A 21,501-nucleotide genomic window follows, 5' to 3' on the forward strand; every position below is an offset into this window, starting at 1 on the left:
TTGACGATTTGGAGAGCCGCGAGCTATTCCACGCTGGTCGCGCGCAATGACAGATTTGGTTGCATGACCTAAACCTAGATTTACAGGCTGCGCGAGAGAGCGGGCCATCGATCACGAGTGCTGTGGCACGATCAAGACGCCCGACAACCCCGAGGCTTAGCACACGCCCTGCATGGCCCTTCGTGATCGATAAGCCAACGTATAGCTGGCTGTGTCTAGATCACTAGCGCGAAGCGCCCTCGGTACAATCGCGCCATACCCGTGTGCAATGGTGTCGGGCATCGCTCTGCTGTAACGATCCACCCGATGCGGATCACCAATTGCATGGTGGGCCGCTCTTTGTTGCTCCGGCACCCACGCCGGAATCGCAGCGGAACCGGACCCACGAGCCGGCAGTTGCAAGAAAAGGTCGGCGGTGTAACGCCCGCCGGCCTTTTCTGTTGGTTTGCCTGGAGATAAGCGACTGCGGATCCGAGCGTGCGGGTGGCACGCAGCAAAGTGACCACTCAAGCGCGCTGCGTCGTGTCGGGCACCAGCTTGAGCTTGTCGGCCATCCGGCCAAGCTCGGGAAGAGAACCGGCCTGCATCTTCTGCATCGCCCTGCTGCGGTGCACCTTCACGGTGGCTTCGGCGATGCCGATATCGTGGGCGATCTGTTTGCTCAGGCGGCCTCGCGCGACTTGAATCACGATTTCGCGTTCCCTGGGACTCAATGAAGCGAAACGCTCCCTCAAGGAAACCAGATCCTTGTCAGTTTCCCGCCGTTCACGATCGCGAGAAAGCCCGAGTTGAATAGCATCGAGAAGATCCTGGTCGCGGTACGGCTTGGTCAGGAACTCGATGGCCCCCCGCTTCATGGCCTGCACGGACATCGGTATGTCGCCATGCCCCGTGACGAAGATGATCGGGATATCCCTGTTTGATGCAGCAAGCTCGCGCTGAAGATCGAGGCCGCTTTGACCCGGCATTCTGATGTCGAGCACCAGGCAGGTGGGCCCATCCGGTAGGTCGGACTTCAGGAAGTCGGGAATGGAGGCAAATAGCTGAACATTGATGCTAAGCGATCGCAGCAAACGTCCGACCGACGTGCGGACGTCCGGATCGTCGTCGATGACCAACACGGTGGAATCTGCGCCAGGCATAGCTGCTGCTCGGGACGCCGCGAAAATTTCGCCTTCTTGGACCGCGGCCAGATTGCGCATTTCTAGTCCTAATCCCGGAGCCTGAACAGTCCCATTTTTCCAGAGGATGCGCGCGGGGCGTACACCAAAGTTTACGCAAGACCGACGCAACTGACCTCGCCCAACGCTGGTCGGCCTTGCCCAACCATCTACGGTTCGTCCGATAGCTGATGAGCAACACTGCCCATCAGCTCATGCGCTCCACGCGCGTTCAACATTATAGGCCAATCGAGCCGACGCTTTGTCTGCATCATCGCGCGAAGCCTTCGCGGCTCGCCGCTCGTAGTCGTCGGCAAGCGCCTTGAGCTGACCCGCAACCGCTCGATCCGTCATGGTTTTGGCGGTGCGAAGCAAAGTCTCCGCCGTTTTCAAATACTGCCTGCCTCGTGGTGAGATCTGAAGCATCATGAGGCCCTCGCACGGCTTTCGAGCGACTGGTCGGAGGTGACTCGGAGCCAGCCCATCCAGTTGCCGTCACTTTGGCGACGGCTCTTGAGGCGATCGACACACCTTTTGGAGCAAAGCTGGGTTCGCCACGAATAATGCCGGACGAGGCCGAACTTGCCATCACAGACGGCGCATCGTGTGACCCTGCGAGACCCCCGACTTTCCATGCGGTAAGGCATTGTTCTCTCCTGTTGGCCCCTGCGCATTCCGGACGCATAGACATTAGGAGCATCGTCACCGGCACCTCAATTGACCGCGAGTCGATGTAGGCCCTCCAAGGGAGGCAGGACGGCGATACGAAGGCTTATGGGGCTCCGCCATGATCTGAGATCGGCACGCATGATCCCCGCGACCAGTCCGTTCAGTGGCAATTTTCCATCAGGAGCAACGACTGCCGGGCTTGGCAATTGGTTGTCGAGGTAAGCCAAAGTTTACGGGGCGCCAGCGTCGCATTGGTGTCATCCTTGACGCAAGTCAAGCAATCCCACGCGGAGTTGCGGCACCGTTACGTCGCCCGCACGACGGGTCCTGCGAGTGGCCATAGAGGCATGATGAAGAAGGTATTGGTTTCGGTCGTCGACGATGACCGGTTCTTTCGGGACTCCATGTGCAGGCTCATGAGATCGCTTGGCCACACGGTCGATGTTTTCTCGTCTGCAGCCGAGTTTCTCGCGTCCCCACGCCTCCCGGAAACCGCGTGCCTGATCGCCGACATCCATATGCCTGGCATGACGGGACTCGAACTCCGTCGATCTCTTATCGATACGGGCTACGCGATTCCAACGATCCTCGTGACGGCGTTTCCCAATGACGTTGACCGGGCTCGCGCGCTCGAAGATGGCGTCTTGTGTTACCTGCGCAAGCCTCTGGACGAAGTGGATCTCACACGATGCGTTCGCGAAGCTCTCACAGTCGCGGGCTGGCCTGAAGAGGAGCCGTGAGCTCTGTTTCGGCATCGGGCAAGGTGAACTGAAATACAGCGCCGCGAGGCTCGTTAGCTTCGACCCACAACTTGCCTCCATGCGCGTGGATGATGGACCGGCAGATCGACAACCCCATGCCCGTTCCACTGGATTTGGTGGTATAGAAGGCATCGAAGACCCGATCGAGATGCGCCGGATCAATGCCAGGCCCGGAATCGCGAACGCCCACAAGGGCGCCTGCTCGGTCCTGCTCGGTGCTGATCAACAGCTCTCTTGCTCCCTCTTCTACTGAGATCATTGCTTCAGCCGCATTCAGAATTAGATTCAGCATGACTTGTTGCAGCTGAATACGATCCCCCAGAACCGGAGCCAATCCCTCCGCAAGCCGAGCCCGGACCGAAACGCCATTCCTGACAGTCACGCTTTGCCCCAATGTGATCACCTCCCTAATCGCAGCGTTGAGATCAAACCGCCCCTTTCGCGGCGGGGCTTTCTTGATTTGCTCTCGGATGCGATCGATGATCTCCGCGGATCGATCCGCGTCCGCAACCACACAGGAGAGCGCTTCCCGGACCTCGCTCAGGTCCGGCGGCTGCATCTTCATGAAATTCTGGGCCGCCCGAGCGTTGTTGCGCGCGCTGGCGATCGGTTGTGCGATCTCGTGAGAGAGCGAAGCCGCCAGTTCTCCCATCACGCTCACGCGGTTCATGTGCGCGAGATCCGACTGCATCTGCTGCAACCGCGCCAGCGCCTGTGTCCGATCCTCAATGTCAGTAGACGACCCGTACCATTTGACAATATTGCCCAACTCATCGCGCAGCGGCACGCCGCGGAACAAAAACCGGCGATATTCACCATCGAAGCGGCGAAGTCGGGCTTCGAGCTCGCCGGGCATGCCCGACTCCCGTATTGCAGTCCATTTTTGCAACATGCCCTTCTTGTCTTCCGGATGAAAGGCGCGAGGCCAGCCGGTTTCGGCCTGGTCCAATTTGAGGCCGGTGTAGTCGAGGGCCGGCTGATTGAGGAAGTCGGGAATCCCATCCGGGTTGGCGCGCCAGACCAACGCTGGAATTGTGTCGACGACCAGTCGAAGGCGATCTTCTGACTTCTTGATATCGTCGAAGGCCTTTTGCAGCCTCTCGTTTGCGAGGTGCTGCTCGGTAACATCGATATGCGTACTAACCACTTCGACTACTTCGCCATCCGTTCCGAGCAAGGGATGCCCCACGGAATGTACGTACTTGATCGATCCGTCTGGAAGTGCAATGCGAAAATCGACTTCGCGACCTGCTTTCTCTTGAACCGCCTGTTGCGCCGTTTCGATGACCCGCTCTCTGTCCTCGGGAAGGATACGATCATAGAAATGCTGGGGTGATCTTATGTCCTTCTTCGGATCGAACCCAAAAAGGCGGTATGCTTCGGACGATAAATACACGAACTCTCGACGGCGCACATCCAAGGCCCAGCTGCTGGTATGACTCAAGCGTTGGGCTTCAGCCAAATAGGCTTCGCTGCGTCGCAGCGCCTCCTCCGCCCGCTTGCGCTCAGTCAGATCGAGTACGAACGCAACGCCCTCGTTGCCTCCTTCCTTGAGCATCGTGGCAGCACCAACAAGCACGGGAACGCGGCTGCCATCTTTCCGGAAATATTCTTTCTCGAAGGGCTGAGCGAGCCCGGTCGAGACCAATTCTGCCCAGCGACGTTTATCGACTTCGCGCCATTCCGGCGGGGTCAGCTCGGTCAAGCTCGCTCTGCCCAAGGCCAAGTCTACACGATCATATCCTAGCATACGTAGAAATGCGTCATTGGCTTCAATAATTCGACGTTCACGGTCAACAATGATTATCCCGATGATGTTGGAGTCGACAAGACTCCGAATCTTCTGTTCGCGATTCGCAAGGTCATGGTAGAGCCGCGCGTTTTCGAGCGAGATTGCCGCCTGCGACGCCAGTACCTTCAATAGAGCAACACGGTTTGGCGTGAAAACGTTCGGCGTTAGACTGTTCTCAAGGTAGAGTACCGCTGTGAGCTTTCCCTGATTGATCAGCGGCAAGCAGAGAATAGAACGGACGCGACTCTGAAGAATATAGCGATCGGCAGAAAATTCATTCTGACATGACGCATCGTCCAGAATCACAGTCTCATGGGTGCGCGTTCCATAACGCACCAACGACTCCGGCAACGCGGCCGTGCTGTAGGATCCGTCCCGCAGACGCACGATTACATTGTCTCCACCAGCGATTGCTTCCGCTTCTATCTGCAGCACATCTCCTTGCGGAACGATCAAGAGACCTCGCTCGGCGCCGGCGTGCCCGATGGCCGCTCGCAGCAGCCTATCGATAAGCTTTTCGAGAACCATCTCGCCGGAGAGTGCCTGCGAGGCTTCAATCATTGTCGCGAGATCGAGATGTTCGACCGGCGCTTCGATCGTGCCCGCTGGCCCCAGCGCGCGTCCGTCCTGCCTCAGATGCGGATAGAGATGATCGAGTTGCCGCACCTTTCCGTCGGCACCCCATCGCAGGTAGCCCCGCCGCGCGTTTCGCAGGTAGAGATGCGCGACCTCCTCGAAGCCGCGCGCCAAGTAAAAGCGCCCGGCCAGCTCATAGGCGATCGCCTCATTGTGGACGAATCCATTGATTCGCGCCGAGCGGATAGCCTGTTCATACAATTGCTCGGCATCGAGCGTGCGGTCTTCGATCCTGGCGATCTCGGCGCCCACCAGCGCGGCGCGGTTCTCGAAATTTTCCGGGCAATTCGCCTCCCATGCGCGGAGCTGCCGGTGATGAGCAGTCAGTGCATCGAGATGCGGCTGCCGCTCCTCGGCAGGAGCGGTATCGCAAAATGCGGCGCGAGAGAGCGCCGCATAGAACTGGTATTCCGCGCTGTCCCAGTACGAAGTGGCGGTCCACACCAGCGGTTGTGCCCTGGACAGTGCGTCAACGGCCGCTGCGTAGTCTCCCGCAAAAAAACTCGCCTGCAGCTTCTGAATGCAATACCAGCACGTGGCAAGCGCAAGGTTCGGATTGCTGGATAACCGCTGCGCTACTTGATCTTCGTCGAATTCGTCGCAGTCCATTGAACCGAATGCTCGCGTCAACCCGCGTAACATTTTGACCAGCGCAAGCTGGGAAGCGATAACATCAATCCCCCATCCCATCCGCGTCCTCTGCATAAACGCGTGACCACCCTCGACCGCTCGCTGCACCTCAATGAGCGGATCTCCGGCCGCCAGCATGTGGCTGACCAACTGGCTCCGGCTGTATGCCCCGATGGTGAGATCGCCGATTTGATCGGCCGACGTCACCGCGCGACGCAGCAGATCGCGTCCGGACTTCACATGTTTCGTCCAGGGTGCGACCAGGCCGAAGATCTGATACGTCGTAGCCTGGAAGCGCGTTAATTCGTATCCTTCGCACAGTTCATAGCCAAGCTGGGCTAACCGATACCCCGCCTCGTAATCGCCGAACGAAGGGCCGGCGAGCATGCCAACTCGAATATAGGCGACGCAAGAAGCGTCGCAGTTCCCATGCTCAATACTTAAATTGACGCCGCGGCAGGCCGCCAATGAATAGAGATTTATATCCGTGAATCGCGCGGGGGCCCCTAGCCTTACCAAAACATCGAAGGTCGCGAGGGATGAAGGATCGCTCACCAGCGGCAGTTTGATCAGATCCTCGATCGAGCGCTCGCCGAGCTGCGACCACATCAAGTCATACTCGCGCAGAGCCTTCTCTTTCGTTGGATGTGCCGACCATTCCATGCCCAGCTGGCGGAAATATTCCAGAGCCACGGCGACCGCGTCGCTGTTCCTGCCGAACATCGTGTGCACGTCCATGCGTAAGCACGCGACGGTCGCACGTTCGACGGAGGTGGCGGCACGCGTTGCAAGCACGGCGAGACGCTCATTCGCGGCGTTCAATTCGCCGGTCAGAAATTCGCATTCCGCTCGGAGCAGCTCCAGTGCGAAAATGAGCTCGTGCTGGCGCTCCCAGCAATCGTTCGTCAGCAGCGCCACGCCCGCGGTGCTAAATTTGAGCGCCGAGGCATAGGCGGTGGACGACCTGGCGCGCTGCCCTGCGCGCAGGTTAAGCTCGGCGAGTTGCTCACGCTCGTCTCGCGAAGCGATCAGTGCGGCGCCGCGGTCGAGCTGATTGACGATCTCGAAAATCGCCTCCGCTCGCTTAGATGTGTCTGCCGCGAGCAGCCAGCCGATCCGCAGATGCATCTCGGGGCGTAGATCCACGGGAATGAGCGAGTAGACAGCCTCCTGGACCCGGTCATGAAGAAAGCGGTAGGACCGTTCGGTACGGAAAACGAGCCCGGCACGGACCGATTCCCATAGCCGCTCATGCATCTCTTCTTGCGACAGCCGGGAAACCATGCCGAGGAGATCGAACCCCGCGCTGTTGCCGATGCACGCCAGCAGCTGCAACGCTTGCTGCGTTTCGACGGGAAGCCGCGCCAATTTGTCAACCATTAGGTCGACCACATTGTCAGTGTGGCCCTTCGCGCGGATGCTGTTGATGTCCCAGGACCACGCGCGCTCGTCATAGTTGAATGTCAGCAGATCCTCGTCGACAAGCGAAGAGATGAATTGAATGGCAAAAAATGGATTGCCTGCCGTCTTGTGATGGATCAATTCCGCCAATGCTGCGGCATCTTCCGCTCCGCGGCGAAAACAATCGACGATCAGCTCTGTCAGATCGTCACGTGCGAGCGGCGCAAGCACGATCTGTTGAACGGGTGCTCCGGCTTTCCGGATCTCCTCCAGCTTGCGCATCAGCGGATGCGCTGCAGTGACTTCATTATCGCGGTAGGCGCCGATAAGGAGAAGATTGTGGAGGTCGGACCGGGTCACCAGGTGTTCGAGCAAGTCGAGCGTTGCCGCGTCGAGCCACTGCAAGTCATCGAGGAAGAGCGCCAGGGGATGTTCCGGCCGAGCGAAAACGCCTATAAACTGCCGAAGCACACGCTGGAAGCGCCGTTGCGTGTCCTGCGGCGGAAGCTCGGGCACCGGCGGGGGCTCTCCGATGAGGAGCTTCAGTTCAGGAACGAGATCCAGCATCAGTCCCGCGTTCGGTCCCAGCGTCTCCCTTAATGCATCGCGCCAAGGCGCAAGGTCCTCTTCACTCTTGCCCAGCAGCGGCCGGGTCAGGCTCTGAAGGGCCTGGATCAACGTCGCGTAGGGAATGTCCCGTTTGTACTGATCGAACTTGCCGGAAGCGAACAGGCCGCGCGGCGGCACCAGCACGGGCTGCAGCTCGTTGACCACAGAGGATTTACCAATGCCGGAATAGCCCGAGACCAGGACCAGTTCGGGAGCGCCGCCGTTGACGACCCGATCGAAGGCAGCGAGCAAAATGTCGACCTCGCGTCGCCGCCCGTAGAGTTTCTCTGGAATCAGGAGGTGGTCGGACGTGTCGTGCTCGCCGAGGGGGAAATCATCGATCTGGCGCTGCGCTGCCCACTCGGTCTGGCAGTTGCGAAGGTCGCTTTCCAGGCCGGCCGTCGTTTGATAGCGATCTTCCGCCCGCTTCGCGAGCAGCTTCATGACGATGGCTGAGACAGCGACCGGGATCTCTTTCAGCCGCTCAGCAGGCGGCACCGGTAGCTTGGCGAGATGGCAATGCACCCAGTCCATCGGCTCCGCAGCGGCAAACGGAAGTCCACCGGTGAGCATTTGGTAGAAGGTGACGCCAAGCGCATAGAGGTCACTGCGGGAATCGATCGACCGATTCATTCGACCGGTCTGTTCGGGCGCCATGTAAGCGAGCGTGCCGGCGATCGTCTCGGGAGGATGAGGCGATTGACGTTCGCGCGCGAAGCGCGAGGCGATGCCGAACCCGGTCAGCCGCACCTGGCCAGTCGCCTCGTTGAACAGGATGTTGGCCGGCTTGATGTCTTTATGGACGAGCCCACGTTGGTGAAGCTTGCCCAGAGCCGATGAGATGGCGATGCCGAAGCGCAAGAAGCGCCCTACATTCATGGGCACGCCGAGCAACGTCTCGAGCGGCTCGCCGCTCGCATCGTCGAGCACCAGCTTAATTCGATTGGCTTCGCGCACGAGCTCCAGCGGACGCACTGCCCACGCGGCCTCGAGTTCATCCCTTAGTTCGTATTCGTGCGTGAGACGATCGAGGCAAGAGCGGGACGGATGCTCGGTGGCGGGAGCGACGAACAACACGCCGTGGCGCTTGCCGTCTTCATCCATTCGCCAACCGCGGTGAAAGACGCGTTCGCTGTCCCTCCACAAGACCTGAGCGTCACCGTCCGAATACGCGACATTCAGCGAATGCGGCACCATGTGAGCCTCCGGCGTTCGGCCAATCGAGCTTTACACCATGCGCGCGGCCGGTCTCTGGCCCCGCGAAAATCGTACCCGATCGGCTGAGAAATGCCAGCCGTCACGTTAACCCACCTGATCCAAATAGGTCGAATCCGCTGACTCCTTAGCAGCAATTTGCCGCGATTTGGCGGGCTTTACTCGCGACGGCGACACATGCGCGTCAAATCAATCATTGCGAAACAATGGAGATCCGCATGACCACCACCCTTGGCCTCACCCCGTCATTGACGAAGCAACTTCCTGCATCCGAGCGGGCGGCCCCCGCACAGAAGTGGACTAGCCCGCGCGTCGTCGAGATCGCGGTCGGCCTCGAAATCAACTCATACGCCCGCGCCGAGCTCAATTAGCACCGGCGATCGATCGCCGAGCTCTCGCGGCGCATCAACGCCGGGTCGCCTCGGCGGCTCGGCGGCGTCTCGAAACACCGGAAAAAGGAGAACCACATGTCTTCGACAGTCCATACAGGCCCGGCCACACCAACACGAGGCCGGACCTCTGAGTTGCAGAGATACCTCGCGTGGACGCCTGCGCTGTTGGGCGGCGTGATCGCCCTGCTCGGTTGCATCCTCGCAGGCGGCGGTGCTTACCTCGCCTCGCTCGGGGGCAGCCTCTACTACGTTGTCGCCGGCGCGATGCTGATCGCCGCGGGCCTGCTCATGATCAAGGGCAAGATCGCAGGCGTCTACACCTATATCGGCGCGGTCGCCTTCACAGCCGTTTGGACGTTCTGGGAAGTGGGCTTATCGGGCTGGGAGTTGATCCCGCGGCTCGTCGGACCCTTTGTCCTTCTCATCCTCGCAATCCTGGTTGCTCCCCTGCTGGACCGGACCATTGGTCGACAGGCCCGGAAGTGGGGGTTGATCGGCGCCGGCGGCTTCGCTGCCGCACTCGCCGTTCTTATCCCGATCTTCAATCAGCAGGCGGCACCGAACCAGCTGCCTGAGGCGCACGCAAACGCCCCCTTCGCGGATTCCGCCTATGCGCCCAAGAAGGGTGAGTGGAACGCCTATGGCGGCGGTCAGAGCGCACAGCGCTTTTCGGACCTTGCGCAGATCACGCCCGCAAACGCCAAGGACCTCAAGCGCGTATGGACCTTCCACACGGGCGACATTCCGAAGAAATACGGATCGGAATTGACGCCGCTCAAGATCGGCAATGCGATCTACGGCTGCACGCCGATGAACAAATTGTTCAAGCTGAATGCGGCGACCGGCCAGAAGGAGTGGATGTACGATCCCGAGGTTCCGGCGTCCTGGGTGCCCTACACGGCGGCCTGCCGCGGTGTGGCATACTATGAGAACCCCAAGGCCGCAGCCGGCGAGGCCTGCGCGGCACGCATCATCGAGGGAACGCTCGACATGCGCCTGATCGCTGTGGACGCCAAGACGGGCCAGCCGTGCCAGGATTTTGGCAAGAACGGCGCCGCCGATCTCAAGGTCGGACTTGCGCAGAAGGATAGCGCCAATGGCGCCATCACGCCCGTCGTTCCGGGTACAGCGGCCATCACTGGCGTCCCTGTCATCGTGCACGGGGTCGTCGTCACCGGGCATCAGGTGCTCGATGGTCAACGCCGCTGGGCAGCATCGGGCGTCATCCGCGGCTACGATGCTGTCACGGGTGAATTGCGCTTTGCCTGGGACATCAACCAGCCGGAGGTGACGAAGCTGCCGCCGGACGGCAAGCCGTACTCGTTGGGCACGCCGAACATGTGGACGACCGCCGTCGGCGACGAGAAGCTCGGACTCGTCTACCTCCCGATGGGTAATTCGGCGGGCGACTACTACACCTCGCTGCGCTCGGATGAGGAGAAGAAGTACAGCTCCGCACTGGTCGCGCTCGATGTGGCGACGGGCAAGCCGCGCTGGGTGTACCAGACCGTGCATAACGACGTGTGGGACTACGACCTCGGCTCCCAGCCGACCCTGGTCGAATTCCCCACCGCCGGCGGCAAGGTGCCAGCAGTGCTGCTGCCGACCAAGCAAGGCGACATGTTCGTGCTCGACCGCGCCACCGGCAAGCCGCTGCACCAGGTCGACGAAGTTGCCGTCCCGCAGGGCGGCGCCGAGCCCGACCAGCGCTCTCCAACGCAGCCGTTCTCGCGTTACCACACGCTGCGTAAGCCCGATCTGGTCGAGCACGACATGTGGGGCATCTCGCCGATCGACCAGATGATCTGCCGGATCAACTTCAAGCGTGCTCGCTATGAGGGCCCGTTCACTCCGCCGGAGATCGACCGTCACAACCTCGAATATCCCGGCTACAACGGCGGGTCGGACTGGGGCAGCGTCGCCGTCGATCCGCAGCGCGGGGTGATCATCGCGAACTACAACGACATGCCCAACTACGACAAGCTTGTCACTCGCAAGGACGCGGACGCGATGGGACTGTTCCCCGCTGGCGATCCGCGTGCGGCCGGAAGCGCCTCGAGCGCTGAAGGCGCCGGCGCGCAGACGGGCACGCCCTATGGCATCCTCGTCAATGCGGGCTGGCAGATGCCGACTGGCGTGCTCTGCACGCGGCCTCCTTACGGTGGCATCCGTGCGATCGATCTCGCCACCGGCAAGACGCTGTGGGATCGCCCGTTCGGTTCGGCTCGCCGCAATGGTCCGTTCGGAATGCCGACCTTCATTCCGCTCGAGATCGGCACGCCGAACAATGGCGGATCGGTCGTGACGGCCGGTGGTCTGATCTTCATCTCGGCAGCAACCGACGATCTGATCAAGGCGATCGACATCAAGACCGGTGAGATCGTCTGGAGCGACGTGCTCCCCGCCGGCGGCCAGGCAGCGCCGATCGTCTACGAGCAGGATGGCAAGGAGTACGTTGTCATCATGGCGGGCGGCCATCACTTCATGATGACGCCGGGCGGCGACTCGCTGATCGCGTACGCTCTGCCGGACAAAAAGTAAGAGTCTACGATCTCTGCAACGCGCGGCATCACCCGATGCCGCGCGTTGTGCCGTCTGGAGATGGAAAGAGAGAGAGAGCCATCGATCGAGCCGATCGATTCACGAGCAGACTCCCTCGCAACAATTTGTCGCGATTTGCTGCGCTTCACTCGCGCTCACAGCACATCCGGATCAAATAGTGCCAAACGCATGCAACGAAAGAGATCCAGATGACCGCAGTCGCCCTGAGAACAACGACCATTCCCGCCGTTACCTTGGCCGTGGCAATTGCGCTCGGCGCAATGTTCGCCTCGTCTGCAGCGCGCGCCGGCGAGTTTTGCAGCCTGGACGGTGATTTCACCAAAGACTGCGGCTTCAGCTCGATGGAGCAATGCCAGGCAACGCGTTCCGGCATCGGCGGATGGTGCCTCCTGAACCCATCGAACAGGGAGACCGGCATCACGGCAATCAACCGCAATGCCTACGCCTATGCACCCCGTTTAGTCCATCACGAGCGCTCCGGAAGAACGGCTACCCACAACAAGTAGGCAAAGCATTTCGATGCTCCGCACAGAAGGACGAGCCATGACGACAATCGAAGCAGCCAAATCGAAGAACTTATCGGGCACCACCCGCTCCGGCCGACTGTTCGTACTCGAACTGAGCGGCGATCGCATTCACTCGATGAATCCCGATGGTTCCGACCGCAAGGTCATCGTTACCGATGGCCGCTACCCCGACGGCATCGTCGTGGATGCGCAGGCAGGTCACATCTATTGGACCAACATGGGCGTTCCCCCTCTCAACGACGGCTCGATCGAGCGCGCCGACCTCGGCGGCGGGAATCGCAAGATCATCGTCCCGCAGGGCGGCACCCACACGCCGAAGCAGATCCACCTCGATAAGGAGAACGGCAAACTCTACTGGTGCGACCGCGAGGGCATGCGCGTGATGCGCGCCAATCTCGATGGCTCGCAGGTCGAAACGCTGGTCCAAACCGGCCACGGCGACGAGGATGCGCGCGATCAGAACCGGTGGTGCGTCGGGATCACCATCGATCCGAAGTTCAAGAAATTCTACTGGACGCAGAAGGGCCCCGACAATGGCGAGCAGGGCCGCATCTTACGCGCCAACATCGAGATCCCGAAGGGCGAGACCCCGACGAACCGTTCCGACATCGAGGTGCTGTTCGATCGTCTGCCGGAGCCGATCGACCTTGAGCTCGATGTGGCGAACCGTGTCCTCTACTGGACCGATCGTGGCGATCCACCGCGCGGCAACACCGTCAATCGTGCGCCGGTCGACACAAAGGCAGCGCCGGAGATCGTGGTTACGCATTTGATGGAGGGCATCGGCATCGCCCTCGACGTGCCCGGCAACCGGATGTTCGTCACCGACTTCGCCGGCTCGGTTTATTCCGCCGACCTCGACGGCAAGAACGAGCGCAACTTCCTCTACGCCCAGGGCAATCTCACCGGCATCGCCTACGCCGAGGTTTGAAAGCCGAGCAGGAGAATCAAATCATGTCGAACACCAAATCCATTCGCCGCATTGCCATCATCGGCACCGGCGTGATCGGTGCGAGCTGGGCCTCGCTGTTCCTCGCGAAGGGATTGCAGGTTGTCGCAACCGACCCTGCACCAACCGCAGAGACCTCGCTCCGCAAGTTCGTGGAGGCGGCCTGGCCAGCTCTCACGCGATTGGGCCTGTCGCCCGGGGCATCGCAATCGAATCTCAAGTTCACGGCCGACCTCGCCCAGGCTGTCGCCAACGCGGACCTTGTTCAAGAGAACGGCCCGGAGCGGATCGAGTTCAAGCAGAGGCTCTATGGTCAGCTCGACGAGCTGCTGCCAGCCGACGTGATCATCGCATCGAGTTCGTCGGGGCTCACCATGAGCGAGATCCAGAAAGGTGCCGCGGCACATCCCGAGCGCTGCGTCATCGGCCACCCGTTTAATCCGCCGCATCTGATCCCGCTGGTCGAGATTGTCGGGGGAACCAAGACTTCCGAGGAGACGATCCGGCGCGCGACGGAGTTCTATGCATCGATCGGGCAGCGCCCGGTGCGCCTCAACAAGGAAATGCCGGGGCATGTCGCAAACCGCTTGCAGGCCGCGTTGGCACGTGAGGTTTATTATCTCGTTGCCGAGGGGATCGTGAGCGCCTCCGACGTTGACACCGCCCTCTCCTGGGGACCCGGCCTTCGCTGGGGCGTCATGGGCAACATGATGCTCAACCATCTCGGTGGCGGGCCCGGCGGTATCGAGCACTTCTTTCATCAATTCGCCGGCCCGACGACAGCTTGGTGGAAGACGCTCGGTGCGCCGGTGCTGACTCCGGAGTTGCAAAAGAAGCTCATCGACAGCGTCCATGCCGAGGTCGGCTCGCGCACGATCGAGACGCTGGAGCAAGAGCGTGACGATGTTCTGCTCGGCCTAGTCGAATTGCGCAAGCGGTCGGAGACGGCCGCTCCGCACGAATCCGCGGCCAAGTAGCGATCGGCTGCAGGCAGCAATCTTCCCCAAACGCAGGAATACACACGATGAACATCGAGACGACCATTCAGGCAGCGGAAGAGCTCAAACCCGATCTGCTCACCGAGACGATTGTATCGAAGCTCGCCAATCCGGAGACCAGGTCGGATTTTGACTTTCACGGCGCAGTCAACGACGTCCTGAAGGACGTCGGAATGTCGACAGCGGATAGCGGCGGCAAATTCACATTCTACGGTCGCGATCCCATCATTCCTACCCCATTTCGGTTTGGCACGATGGCGGCGATTGGTCTGGCTGCCAGGTCCACCGCCGTCGCGGCATTGTGGCGCGACCGTTCCGGTGAGGGGCAGGATATCGCCGTCGATGTGCGCAAGGCGCTCCGGCGCTTCGCCGGTTTCTTCGATCTGAAATGGGAAACCATCAATGGACGTCCGCCGGCCTTCTTTGAGCCTCTGAACCCCTTCATCGATATCCCCATGTTTCGCGAAACCCGCGATGGGCGGCACGTCATACCCCTGAACATCTACCCAAGGCTCGCCGCCCGCGCACTTAACCTCCTCAAATGCAGTTCGAGCACCGACTCCGTGCGGAACGCCATTCTGCAGTGGCGTGCCCTGGACCTGGAGAAGGCGGCGGCCGAGGCCGGCCTGCCTATCGTGATGGTGCGCACCTTCGATGAATTCCGGAGGGAGATTCAATACGCCGAAGTGCTCTCCAGGATGTCGCTGATTTCGGTTGAGAAGATCGGTGACAGCGATCCGATCCCTTTCAAGAAGGATGGCAAGAGCCCGCTGGACGGCATTCGCGCAATCGGAATGGGGCATGTGATCGCCGGAGCCGGTATCGGCAGAGACCTCGCTCAACACGGCGCCGATGTACTCAACATTTGGCGGCCTGACGACACTGAGATCGAAGCCTTTGCCTGGGATGTGCAAGTCGGGATGCGCTCGACGATCCTGAACAATTCGAAAGAGGACCGGGTACAATTCGATCGACTGCTGAAGGATGCCGATGTCTTCTTCGCCAACAAGCGGCCGGGCTATCTGGAGCGCAATGGCCTCGACGCCGACGAGCTCTGCGCGAAGAAGCCAGGCTTGATCCATGCGCGTGTCGTTCTCCATGGCGACAGAGGCCCCTGGAAGAACCGTGTCGGGTTCGACGAGATCGGCGGCGCCGTATCGGGGCTGTTCTGCATCGAGGGCACCCCCACAAATCCCAAGTCGCCTCCGACCATCCCGATTTGCGACAACGTGGTGGGTTGGCTTGGCACGGTCGGCATTCTGTCGGCGCTGCGCCGACGCGCGGTCGAGGGCGGCAGCTATCGGGTCACCGTTTCGCTGACCCGGACGCTGCTGTGGCTGTATTCGCTCGGCATTTTCGACAAGGACTATGCACGAGCGACTGCCGGGTCCTCCGACGAGCACGCTGACGTCGCTCCCGATCTGTTCACGGCGGAGACGCCGCTCGGCACGTATCAGGGGATAACCGAAGCGATCCTGTCGCGGACACCGCCAGCATTCAGGACGGTGCTCGTGCCGCGCGGCGCGAGCAAACCCGAATGGCTGGAGCGTTGAGACGATAGAGGTCCAGCGACCTGTAAATGCATGGGGCTCCCATGAAAGACCTCTTGAGCGTGGTTGCGGTCCTCATGGGAGCCCTGTGCTTTGTTGTGTTTCTCATCGCGCTGAAGCCGGATGCGCACATTCCCGTTACAGCACCGGTCAAGCCCTCACTTTGCAAAAGGCCGGCTCCTAGTGCGCCAGGATGCCGTAACGGAACTGAATACACGGAGCGTTGAGAGACCGTTGCGGACGTCAGTTGCAGACTCTCTCAATGACCAAGAGCACGAACGAGGTGAGCCTATGAGTGCGATGCTGGCTGAGACCCGGGCTGACGAGGCGACTGCCGTTGCCGAGCCCCCCCGCCGTGAGCGCAAGCGCGTCGTCATCATCGGCGGCGGCTTTGCAGGGATCGCAGCCGCGCGTGCACTCCGGCGCGCCCATGTCGATGTCATCCTGATCGACCGCCGCAATCATCATATATTTCAGCCGTTGCTTTACCAGGTGGCGACGGCGGTCCTCTCGCCCGCGGAGATCGCCGCGCCGATCCGTCAGCTCGAAGTGAAGCAGAAAAACCTCAGCGTGCTCCTGGCGGAGGTCACTGGCATCGACGTAGCCTCCCGCACAATCGAGGCGTCTTCGCCTGGCGCGGGCGCGCTCAACATCGCGTACGACTACCTGGTGGTCGCGACCGGCATGCGTCCGAGCTACTTCGGGCACGACGAGTTCGCGCAATATGCGCCGGGACTCAAGAACCTCAGTGATGCCGAGACGATCCGAGCCAAAATCCTGGGCGCGTTTGAACTGGCCGCAACGACCGAGGACGAGGCCGAACGTGCGCGTCAGATGACGTTCGTGCTCGTCGGCGCAGGCCCAACGGGTGTGGAACTCGCAGCATCCCTCGCGCAAATGGTGAAGGTCACGTTGCGCGGCAACTTCCGCTACATCGATCCGGCACAGGCGAACATTATTCTGCTTGACGCAGGCAAGCGGGTTCTGTCGACCTTTGCCGAGTCGCTGTCCCGCAGGGCAACCCGACGGCTCGAAAAGCTCGGCGTAAAGATCTTGACCGAAGTGAAAGTCGAGACCGTCGACGCGCAGGGCGTGGTCGCCGGCGGAAAACCGGATCCCCAGCGCCACGGTGCTCTGGACCGCGGGGGTTGCGGCATCGCCGATCCCAACGATGCTCGGCACCAAAACCGACCGCGCAGGGCGCGCGCTCGTTGATCCCTTCCTTAAGGTCGTGGAGGCGCCCGGCGTCTTCGTCGCCGGCGATGCGGCGTCGGTCGTACAAAAGAACGAACACCCCGTGCCGGGCGTGGCGCAGGCGGCGATCCAGGAAGGACACTATGTCGGGCGGCTGATCGCGAAGGAGCTGAAAGGAGGGAAGGTCAGGCGTCCGTTCAGCTATTTCGACAAGGGCAATATGGCGGTCGTCGGCAAGAATTACGCTGTGCTGGAGCGCGGCTGGCTGCGCACGAGCGGGGCCCTGACGTGGCTGGTGTGGGCGTTCGTTCACGTCCTCGCCCTGCCGCAGTTGCAGAACCGTTGGCGCGTGCAGCACCAGTGGCTCTGGTCGTATTTCACTAGCCAGCGCAGCTCGCGATTGATCCCGGAGCCGCCAAGGGACGTTGCTCCCGCGCGGGACTCGCGTGAGGGCCACCAGCCGACATCGTAAGCGGCGATACGCTTGCGGCGATGATTAGGATCCCCGAGTTGATGGACAATGCAGGTGCTCGATCACATTTTGAGATTTATGACGCTTGGCACGATCATAGTTAGCAGTATTGCCATCTACGCCGCGCTGCACACCAACAACAGGCGTGTAGGAGCCGACATTTTCCTCAAATATTCCGATCGGATCTCCAACCTGAGGCGCACGCTCCCGATAGCTGCCTTCGTTGAAAGAGACGCACCTTGCAACCTGGACATGACGCCCGATGAGCGTCGAGCAGCACACGAAATCATCTACTCAATCTACGAGCTTTATGAGCTTAAAGTGCATGGCTTTCTTCCATCGGCGATCTGGAAGATAAGAGAGCCCGACATTGAAAGGACTCTTTCTCTTCCGTTTTTTCGTCAAGAGTTAGCTGCCTTAGAGGGAAGATTTACCCGGCACCCACGCTTTGCGAGCTGGCTCGAACAGCTCAGGCGAGGATAGGCCGCTTACGAGCAATCAAATCTGAGGACTTCAGCGAGCAACGCCGGGCCGAATTGCATACGCTCGATCACAGTTGAGCATGTGCTCAGCATAGTTGCTCCGCTGCTTTTGAAGATTTTGCCGGAATTTGGCAGCGTTTACTCATGCATCTGAACCTCGCCAGCTATTTTGAGCGGGCCTGCATGCTGCAGACGGCTTTAGAGAGCCCCTCGGCTGCTCTCTCTACATTACCGAAACAAAAGAGGTTCAGCGATGCACTTCGATCCAGTCCTGTTATCACGCATCCAGTTCGCCTGGGTCGTCGCCTGGCACATCCTGCTGCCGGCGTTCACCGTGGGATGCGCGTCCTTCATCGCAGTCGTCGAGGGCTTGAGTTTCGCGACCGGACGCGAAGAATATGCCCGCATCTCGACATTCTGGACCAAGATCTTCGCCATCGCATTCGGCATGGGCGTTGTGAGCGGGCTCGTCATGCCGTTCCAGTTCGGCACCAATTGGAGCCGTTATGCGGCCGCCGTCGGCGACGTCCTGTCGCCGCTATTTGCATATGAGGGCTTGACTGCTTTCTTCCTGGAAGCCGGCTTCCTCGGCGTCCTCTTGTTCGGCCGCAAGCTGGTGCCGCCATGGGCGCACTTCTTCGCGGCCCTTATGGTGGCAATCGGGACGTTGTTTTCCACGTTCTGGATTTTGTCCGCCAACAGCTGGATGCAGACGCCAGCCGGCTACGAGATCGTCAATGGTCAGTTCATTCCGACAGACTGGATCAAGGTGATCTTCAATCCGTCATTTCCTTATCGGCTGGCGCATACCGCATTCGCATTCTTCACCACCACCGGCTTCGTCGTCCTCGGTGTCGGCGCATACCTGCTGAGGCGCAACCGCTCGGTTCGCGAAGCGCGCATCATGTTCTCGATGGCGCTGTGGGCGCTGACCTTGCTGGTGCCGATGCAGATGCTGATCGGCGATATGCACGGCCTCAACACCCGCAAATATCAGCCTGCAAAGCTGGCGGCCATCGAATCTCGCTGGGAGACCGGCAAGGGCGTGCCGCTGACGGTCTTTGCGATCCCCGATGACAAGGCCGAGCAGAACAAGTTCGCGATCGAAATTCCATTCCTCGGAAGCCTGATCCTGACTCACGAACTCCATGGCGAGGTGAAGGGTCTGAAGGACTTCCCCGCCGATCAGCGGCCGCCGGTGGCGATCCCCTTCTTCGCCTTCCGCGCGATGGTTGGATGCGCAGGGTTGATGCTGGGGCTCGTGCTGCTGGGCGGCTGGTTGCGGTGGCGCGGGCAGCTCTACGACACGCGGCTGTACCTGCTGGCATGTCAGTGCGCGCTTCCGCTTGGCTTCATCGCGGTCGTGGCCGGATGGTTCGTGACCGAGGTCGGCCGGCAGCCTTGGACGGTCTATGGGCTCTTGCGTACGGCAGCCTCGGTGTCGCCGTCCCTGACAAGCTCCGACGTGACGCTGTCGTTGCTGACCTACATGGCGGTCTACCTGCTGATCTATCCCTGCGGCGTCATGCTGATTGCCCGGCTCATTCGCAAGGGGCCGGTCGAGTTCAGTGAAACGGCTTCGGCCGTCGAGGCTGGCATTGCCTCCGCGCCGATCCTTACCCCCGCCATCAACGTCATCAAAGGAGAAATGTAATGACCCAGATCCTCGATTTGGTCCCGATCTGGACAGTGATCCTGGCCGCGGCCGTGTTCTTCTACGTGCTGCTGGACGGCTTCGATCTCGGCGTCGGGATGCTCTATGGCCTGGCAGGCGACAAGCACTCCCGCAACACCATCATGAACTCGATTGCCCCCATCTGGGATGGCAACGAGACCTGGTTGGTGCTTGGCGGCCTTGGCCTCCTCGCCGCGTTTCCCAAGGCCTTCGCGGTCATCATGCCGGCCGTGTATTTCCCGATCCTGGTCATGCTGCTTGGACTGGTGTTTCGCGGCGTTGCGTTCGAATTTCGCGTTCGCGACGCCGAGAACAAGACGATCTGGGACCGCGCATTCTGCTACGGATCCGCGATCGCCACTTTCGCGCAAGGCGTCGTGCTTGGTGCATTCGTCCAGGGTTTTCCGGTTCAAAACGGGCAATTCGCGGGAACATCCTTTGCGTTTCTCACGCCCTTCTCCGTTCTGACCGGCGTCGCTCTGATGTTCGGCTACGGCCTTCTCGGCGCCGGCTGGCTGATCCTGAAGACCGAGCGTGACGTCCAGGCCGCGGCACGTCGTTACGGCCGCGTCTGCCTCATCGGTGTCGTGTCTGCGATCGCCATCGTGAGTGTCTGGACACCGATCATGAGCCCCGCGGTGGCGGCGCGCTGGTTCAGCTTGCCCAATTTCGTGTTGTTCCTGCCGGTGCCGGTGCTGTCAGGCGTGGTTGCACTCTGGACTTGGCGATCCCTCAACAGCAAGGCTGAGGCGGCGCCATTCTTCAGTGCGATCGGGCTCTTCGTCCTGACCTACATCGGAATGGCCGTCAGCCTCTATCCGATGATCGTGCCCTACCAACTGACGCTGTGGGAGGCAGCCTCCTCGCCGCGCACCCAGGCATTCCTGCTGGTCGGAACGCTATTCCTGCTACCCGTCATCCTGACCTATTCGAGCTGGTCGTATTGGGTGTTCCGCGGAAAGGTCAAGGCCGAAGCGGGGTATCACTGATCGGCTCTCGTCAACGTTGGCGAGGTCAAGTGATGACGACGACGAAACATGCAAAACGCTTCGCGTCGTCATCGCGTTATTCCATGAGCCAAACTGCCCTGACTCAGACGCCGCATCCCGCAACCTGGGCGCTCCCACGATCCCGGATGCCAGAAGGCGCAATTGCAATGATCATCTGCTCCTGCAATGTCCTCAGCGATCATGATGCACGGCTACGGCTTCTCCGGCAAGCTGCCGAATGCATTGTCCTCGCCCTGCCCGGGAAGACGTATGTGCCGACATTCTCCGTGCGCCGTCGCTCAAGATATTCGACGTCATTGGCCCATCCAGCAGCTCGCGGATCAGCGTCACGCGGTCAGTCTCGCGCCAAGCGCAACCGAATCGACCCCCGAAGTCGTCCACCACGAGGTAAGTGTCTCGCTCGGGATTGTGGGCACACTGGATGGGGTACGCATGACAAGAGGCTCGCCGGGATTTCGAGTCCGAGCCGGGTTCGATTCCGGTCGGGGCGATTGTCAAGACCGGAAGGGCATTGGGGCATGCCTGCTGCCGGGGTTTTTATCGGCAAATGCCGCGCGTCATCCTGCTGGTATTTGTGCTGGTATCGGCAGCAATCGACGACAAAACTGGTTTCAAATTCAAAGGGTTACGGCTCTAGGCAATTATCGGCCAGGGGCACCACGGAAAAAAATAATAATAATAACAATAACTTAAGCCAATGGTTCGATTCCGGATTTCTCCGGAAAACTTTCGCGATGCATTGAAAATACGAGCAAAAGCCCACTGCAGCCGTCCGCTTTGCTGGTATTTTTGCTGGTATCGCCAAGCCAAACGCGCC

Annotated in this window: 15 protein-coding genes; 12 read left to right on the plus strand and 3 right to left on the minus strand. The window is 60.6% G+C overall.

What is annotated here, in order from left to right; translation table 11 throughout:
* Positions 1–506: 506 nt before the first annotated feature.
* Together CI41S_RS23650 and CI41S_RS23655 are read right to left on the minus strand one after the other, a co-directional pair.
* Entirely contained in the window at positions 507–1,142 is a 636-nt protein-coding gene (locus CI41S_RS23650; RefSeq protein WP_139862147.1) for a response regulator transcription factor, read from the minus strand.
* 231 nt (positions 1,143–1,373) lie between these two features.
* Complete coding sequence (locus CI41S_RS23655; RefSeq protein WP_172628155.1) at positions 1,374–1,589, minus strand: hypothetical protein; 216 nt, start codon at positions 1,587–1,589, stop codon at positions 1,374–1,376.
* Between the two features lie 590 nt (positions 1,590–2,179).
* Here CI41S_RS23655 and CI41S_RS23665 point away from each other — a divergent pair.
* Complete coding sequence (locus CI41S_RS23665) at positions 2,180–2,569, plus strand: response regulator transcription factor (protein ID WP_244626667.1); 390 nt, start codon at positions 2,180–2,182, stop codon at positions 2,567–2,569.
* Here CI41S_RS23665 and CI41S_RS23670 read toward each other — a convergent pair.
* Complete coding sequence (locus tag CI41S_RS23670; protein WP_139861800.1) at positions 2,535–8,855, minus strand: ATP-binding sensor histidine kinase; 6,321 nt, start codon at positions 8,853–8,855, stop codon at positions 2,535–2,537. The two genes, CI41S_RS23665 and CI41S_RS23670, sit on opposite strands and share 35 nt — an antisense overlap.
* Before the next feature lie 236 nt (positions 8,856–9,091).
* Between CI41S_RS23670 and pqqA the strand changes: the two genes are divergently transcribed.
* The 11 genes from pqqA (at position 9,092) to cydB (ending at position 20,663) form a co-directional block, all read left to right on the plus strand.
* Positions 9,092–9,244 (plus strand): pyrroloquinoline quinone precursor peptide PqqA, encoded by a 153-nt coding sequence (gene pqqA / locus CI41S_RS23675; RefSeq protein WP_139861801.1) that lies wholly within the window; start codon positions 9,092–9,094, stop codon positions 9,242–9,244.
* A 153-nt stretch (positions 9,245–9,397) separates the two neighbouring features.
* The gene (locus tag CI41S_RS23680; protein WP_244626668.1) at positions 9,398–11,806 is read left to right on the plus strand and encodes a membrane-bound PQQ-dependent dehydrogenase, glucose/quinate/shikimate family; all 2,409 of its coding nucleotides are present in this window, start codon (positions 9,398–9,400) and stop codon (positions 11,804–11,806) included.
* Between the two features lie 209 nt (positions 11,807–12,015).
* Positions 12,016–12,333, plus strand: a complete 318-nt coding sequence (locus CI41S_RS23685) for a DUF3551 domain-containing protein (RefSeq protein ID WP_139861803.1) — start codon at positions 12,016–12,018, stop codon at positions 12,331–12,333.
* A 37-nt stretch (positions 12,334–12,370) separates the two neighbouring features.
* Complete coding sequence (locus CI41S_RS23690) at positions 12,371–13,285, plus strand: 3-hydroxyacyl-CoA dehydrogenase (RefSeq protein WP_139861804.1); 915 nt, start codon at positions 12,371–12,373, stop codon at positions 13,283–13,285.
* Between the two features lie 23 nt (positions 13,286–13,308).
* A complete protein-coding gene (locus tag CI41S_RS23695; RefSeq protein WP_139861805.1) occupies positions 13,309–14,280 on the plus strand; it encodes a 3-hydroxyacyl-CoA dehydrogenase NAD-binding domain-containing protein in 972 nt (323 codons plus the stop codon).
* Positions 14,281–14,327: 47 nt separating this feature from the next.
* Positions 14,328–15,854 (plus strand): CoA transferase, encoded by a 1,527-nt coding sequence (locus CI41S_RS23700; protein WP_139861806.1) that lies wholly within the window; start codon positions 14,328–14,330, stop codon positions 15,852–15,854.
* A gap of 288 nt (positions 15,855–16,142) precedes the next feature.
* Positions 16,143–17,066, plus strand: a complete 924-nt coding sequence (locus CI41S_RS45030; RefSeq protein ID WP_172628156.1) for an NAD(P)/FAD-dependent oxidoreductase — start codon at positions 16,143–16,145, stop codon at positions 17,064–17,066.
* Positions 16,981–17,517 carry an NAD(P)/FAD-dependent oxidoreductase gene (locus CI41S_RS45035; RefSeq protein ID WP_172628157.1) on the plus strand — a complete coding sequence of 179 codons (537 nt, stop codon included), beginning with the start codon at positions 16,981–16,983 and terminating at the stop codon, positions 17,515–17,517. The genes CI41S_RS45030 and CI41S_RS45035 overlap by 86 nt, the downstream gene beginning before the upstream one ends.
* Positions 17,518–17,565: 48 nt before the next feature.
* The gene (locus CI41S_RS23715; RefSeq protein WP_139861809.1) at positions 17,566–18,000 is read left to right on the plus strand and encodes a hypothetical protein; all 435 of its coding nucleotides are present in this window, start codon (positions 17,566–17,568) and stop codon (positions 17,998–18,000) included.
* A gap of 252 nt (positions 18,001–18,252) precedes the next feature.
* Positions 18,253–19,653, plus strand: a complete 1,401-nt coding sequence (locus CI41S_RS23720; protein WP_139861810.1) for a cytochrome ubiquinol oxidase subunit I — start codon at positions 18,253–18,255, stop codon at positions 19,651–19,653.
* Positions 19,653–20,663: a cytochrome d ubiquinol oxidase subunit II gene (gene cydB / locus CI41S_RS23725; protein WP_172628158.1), complete on the plus strand. Its 1,011-nt coding sequence runs from the start codon at positions 19,653–19,655 to the stop codon at positions 20,661–20,663. The genes CI41S_RS23720 and cydB overlap by 1 nt, the downstream gene beginning before the upstream one ends.
* Positions 20,664–21,501: the final 838 nt, after the last annotated feature.

Source organism: Bradyrhizobium ivorense (assembly GCF_900696085.1).
GTDB classification, from domain to species: Bacteria; Pseudomonadota; Alphaproteobacteria; order Rhizobiales; family Xanthobacteraceae; genus Bradyrhizobium; species Bradyrhizobium ivorense.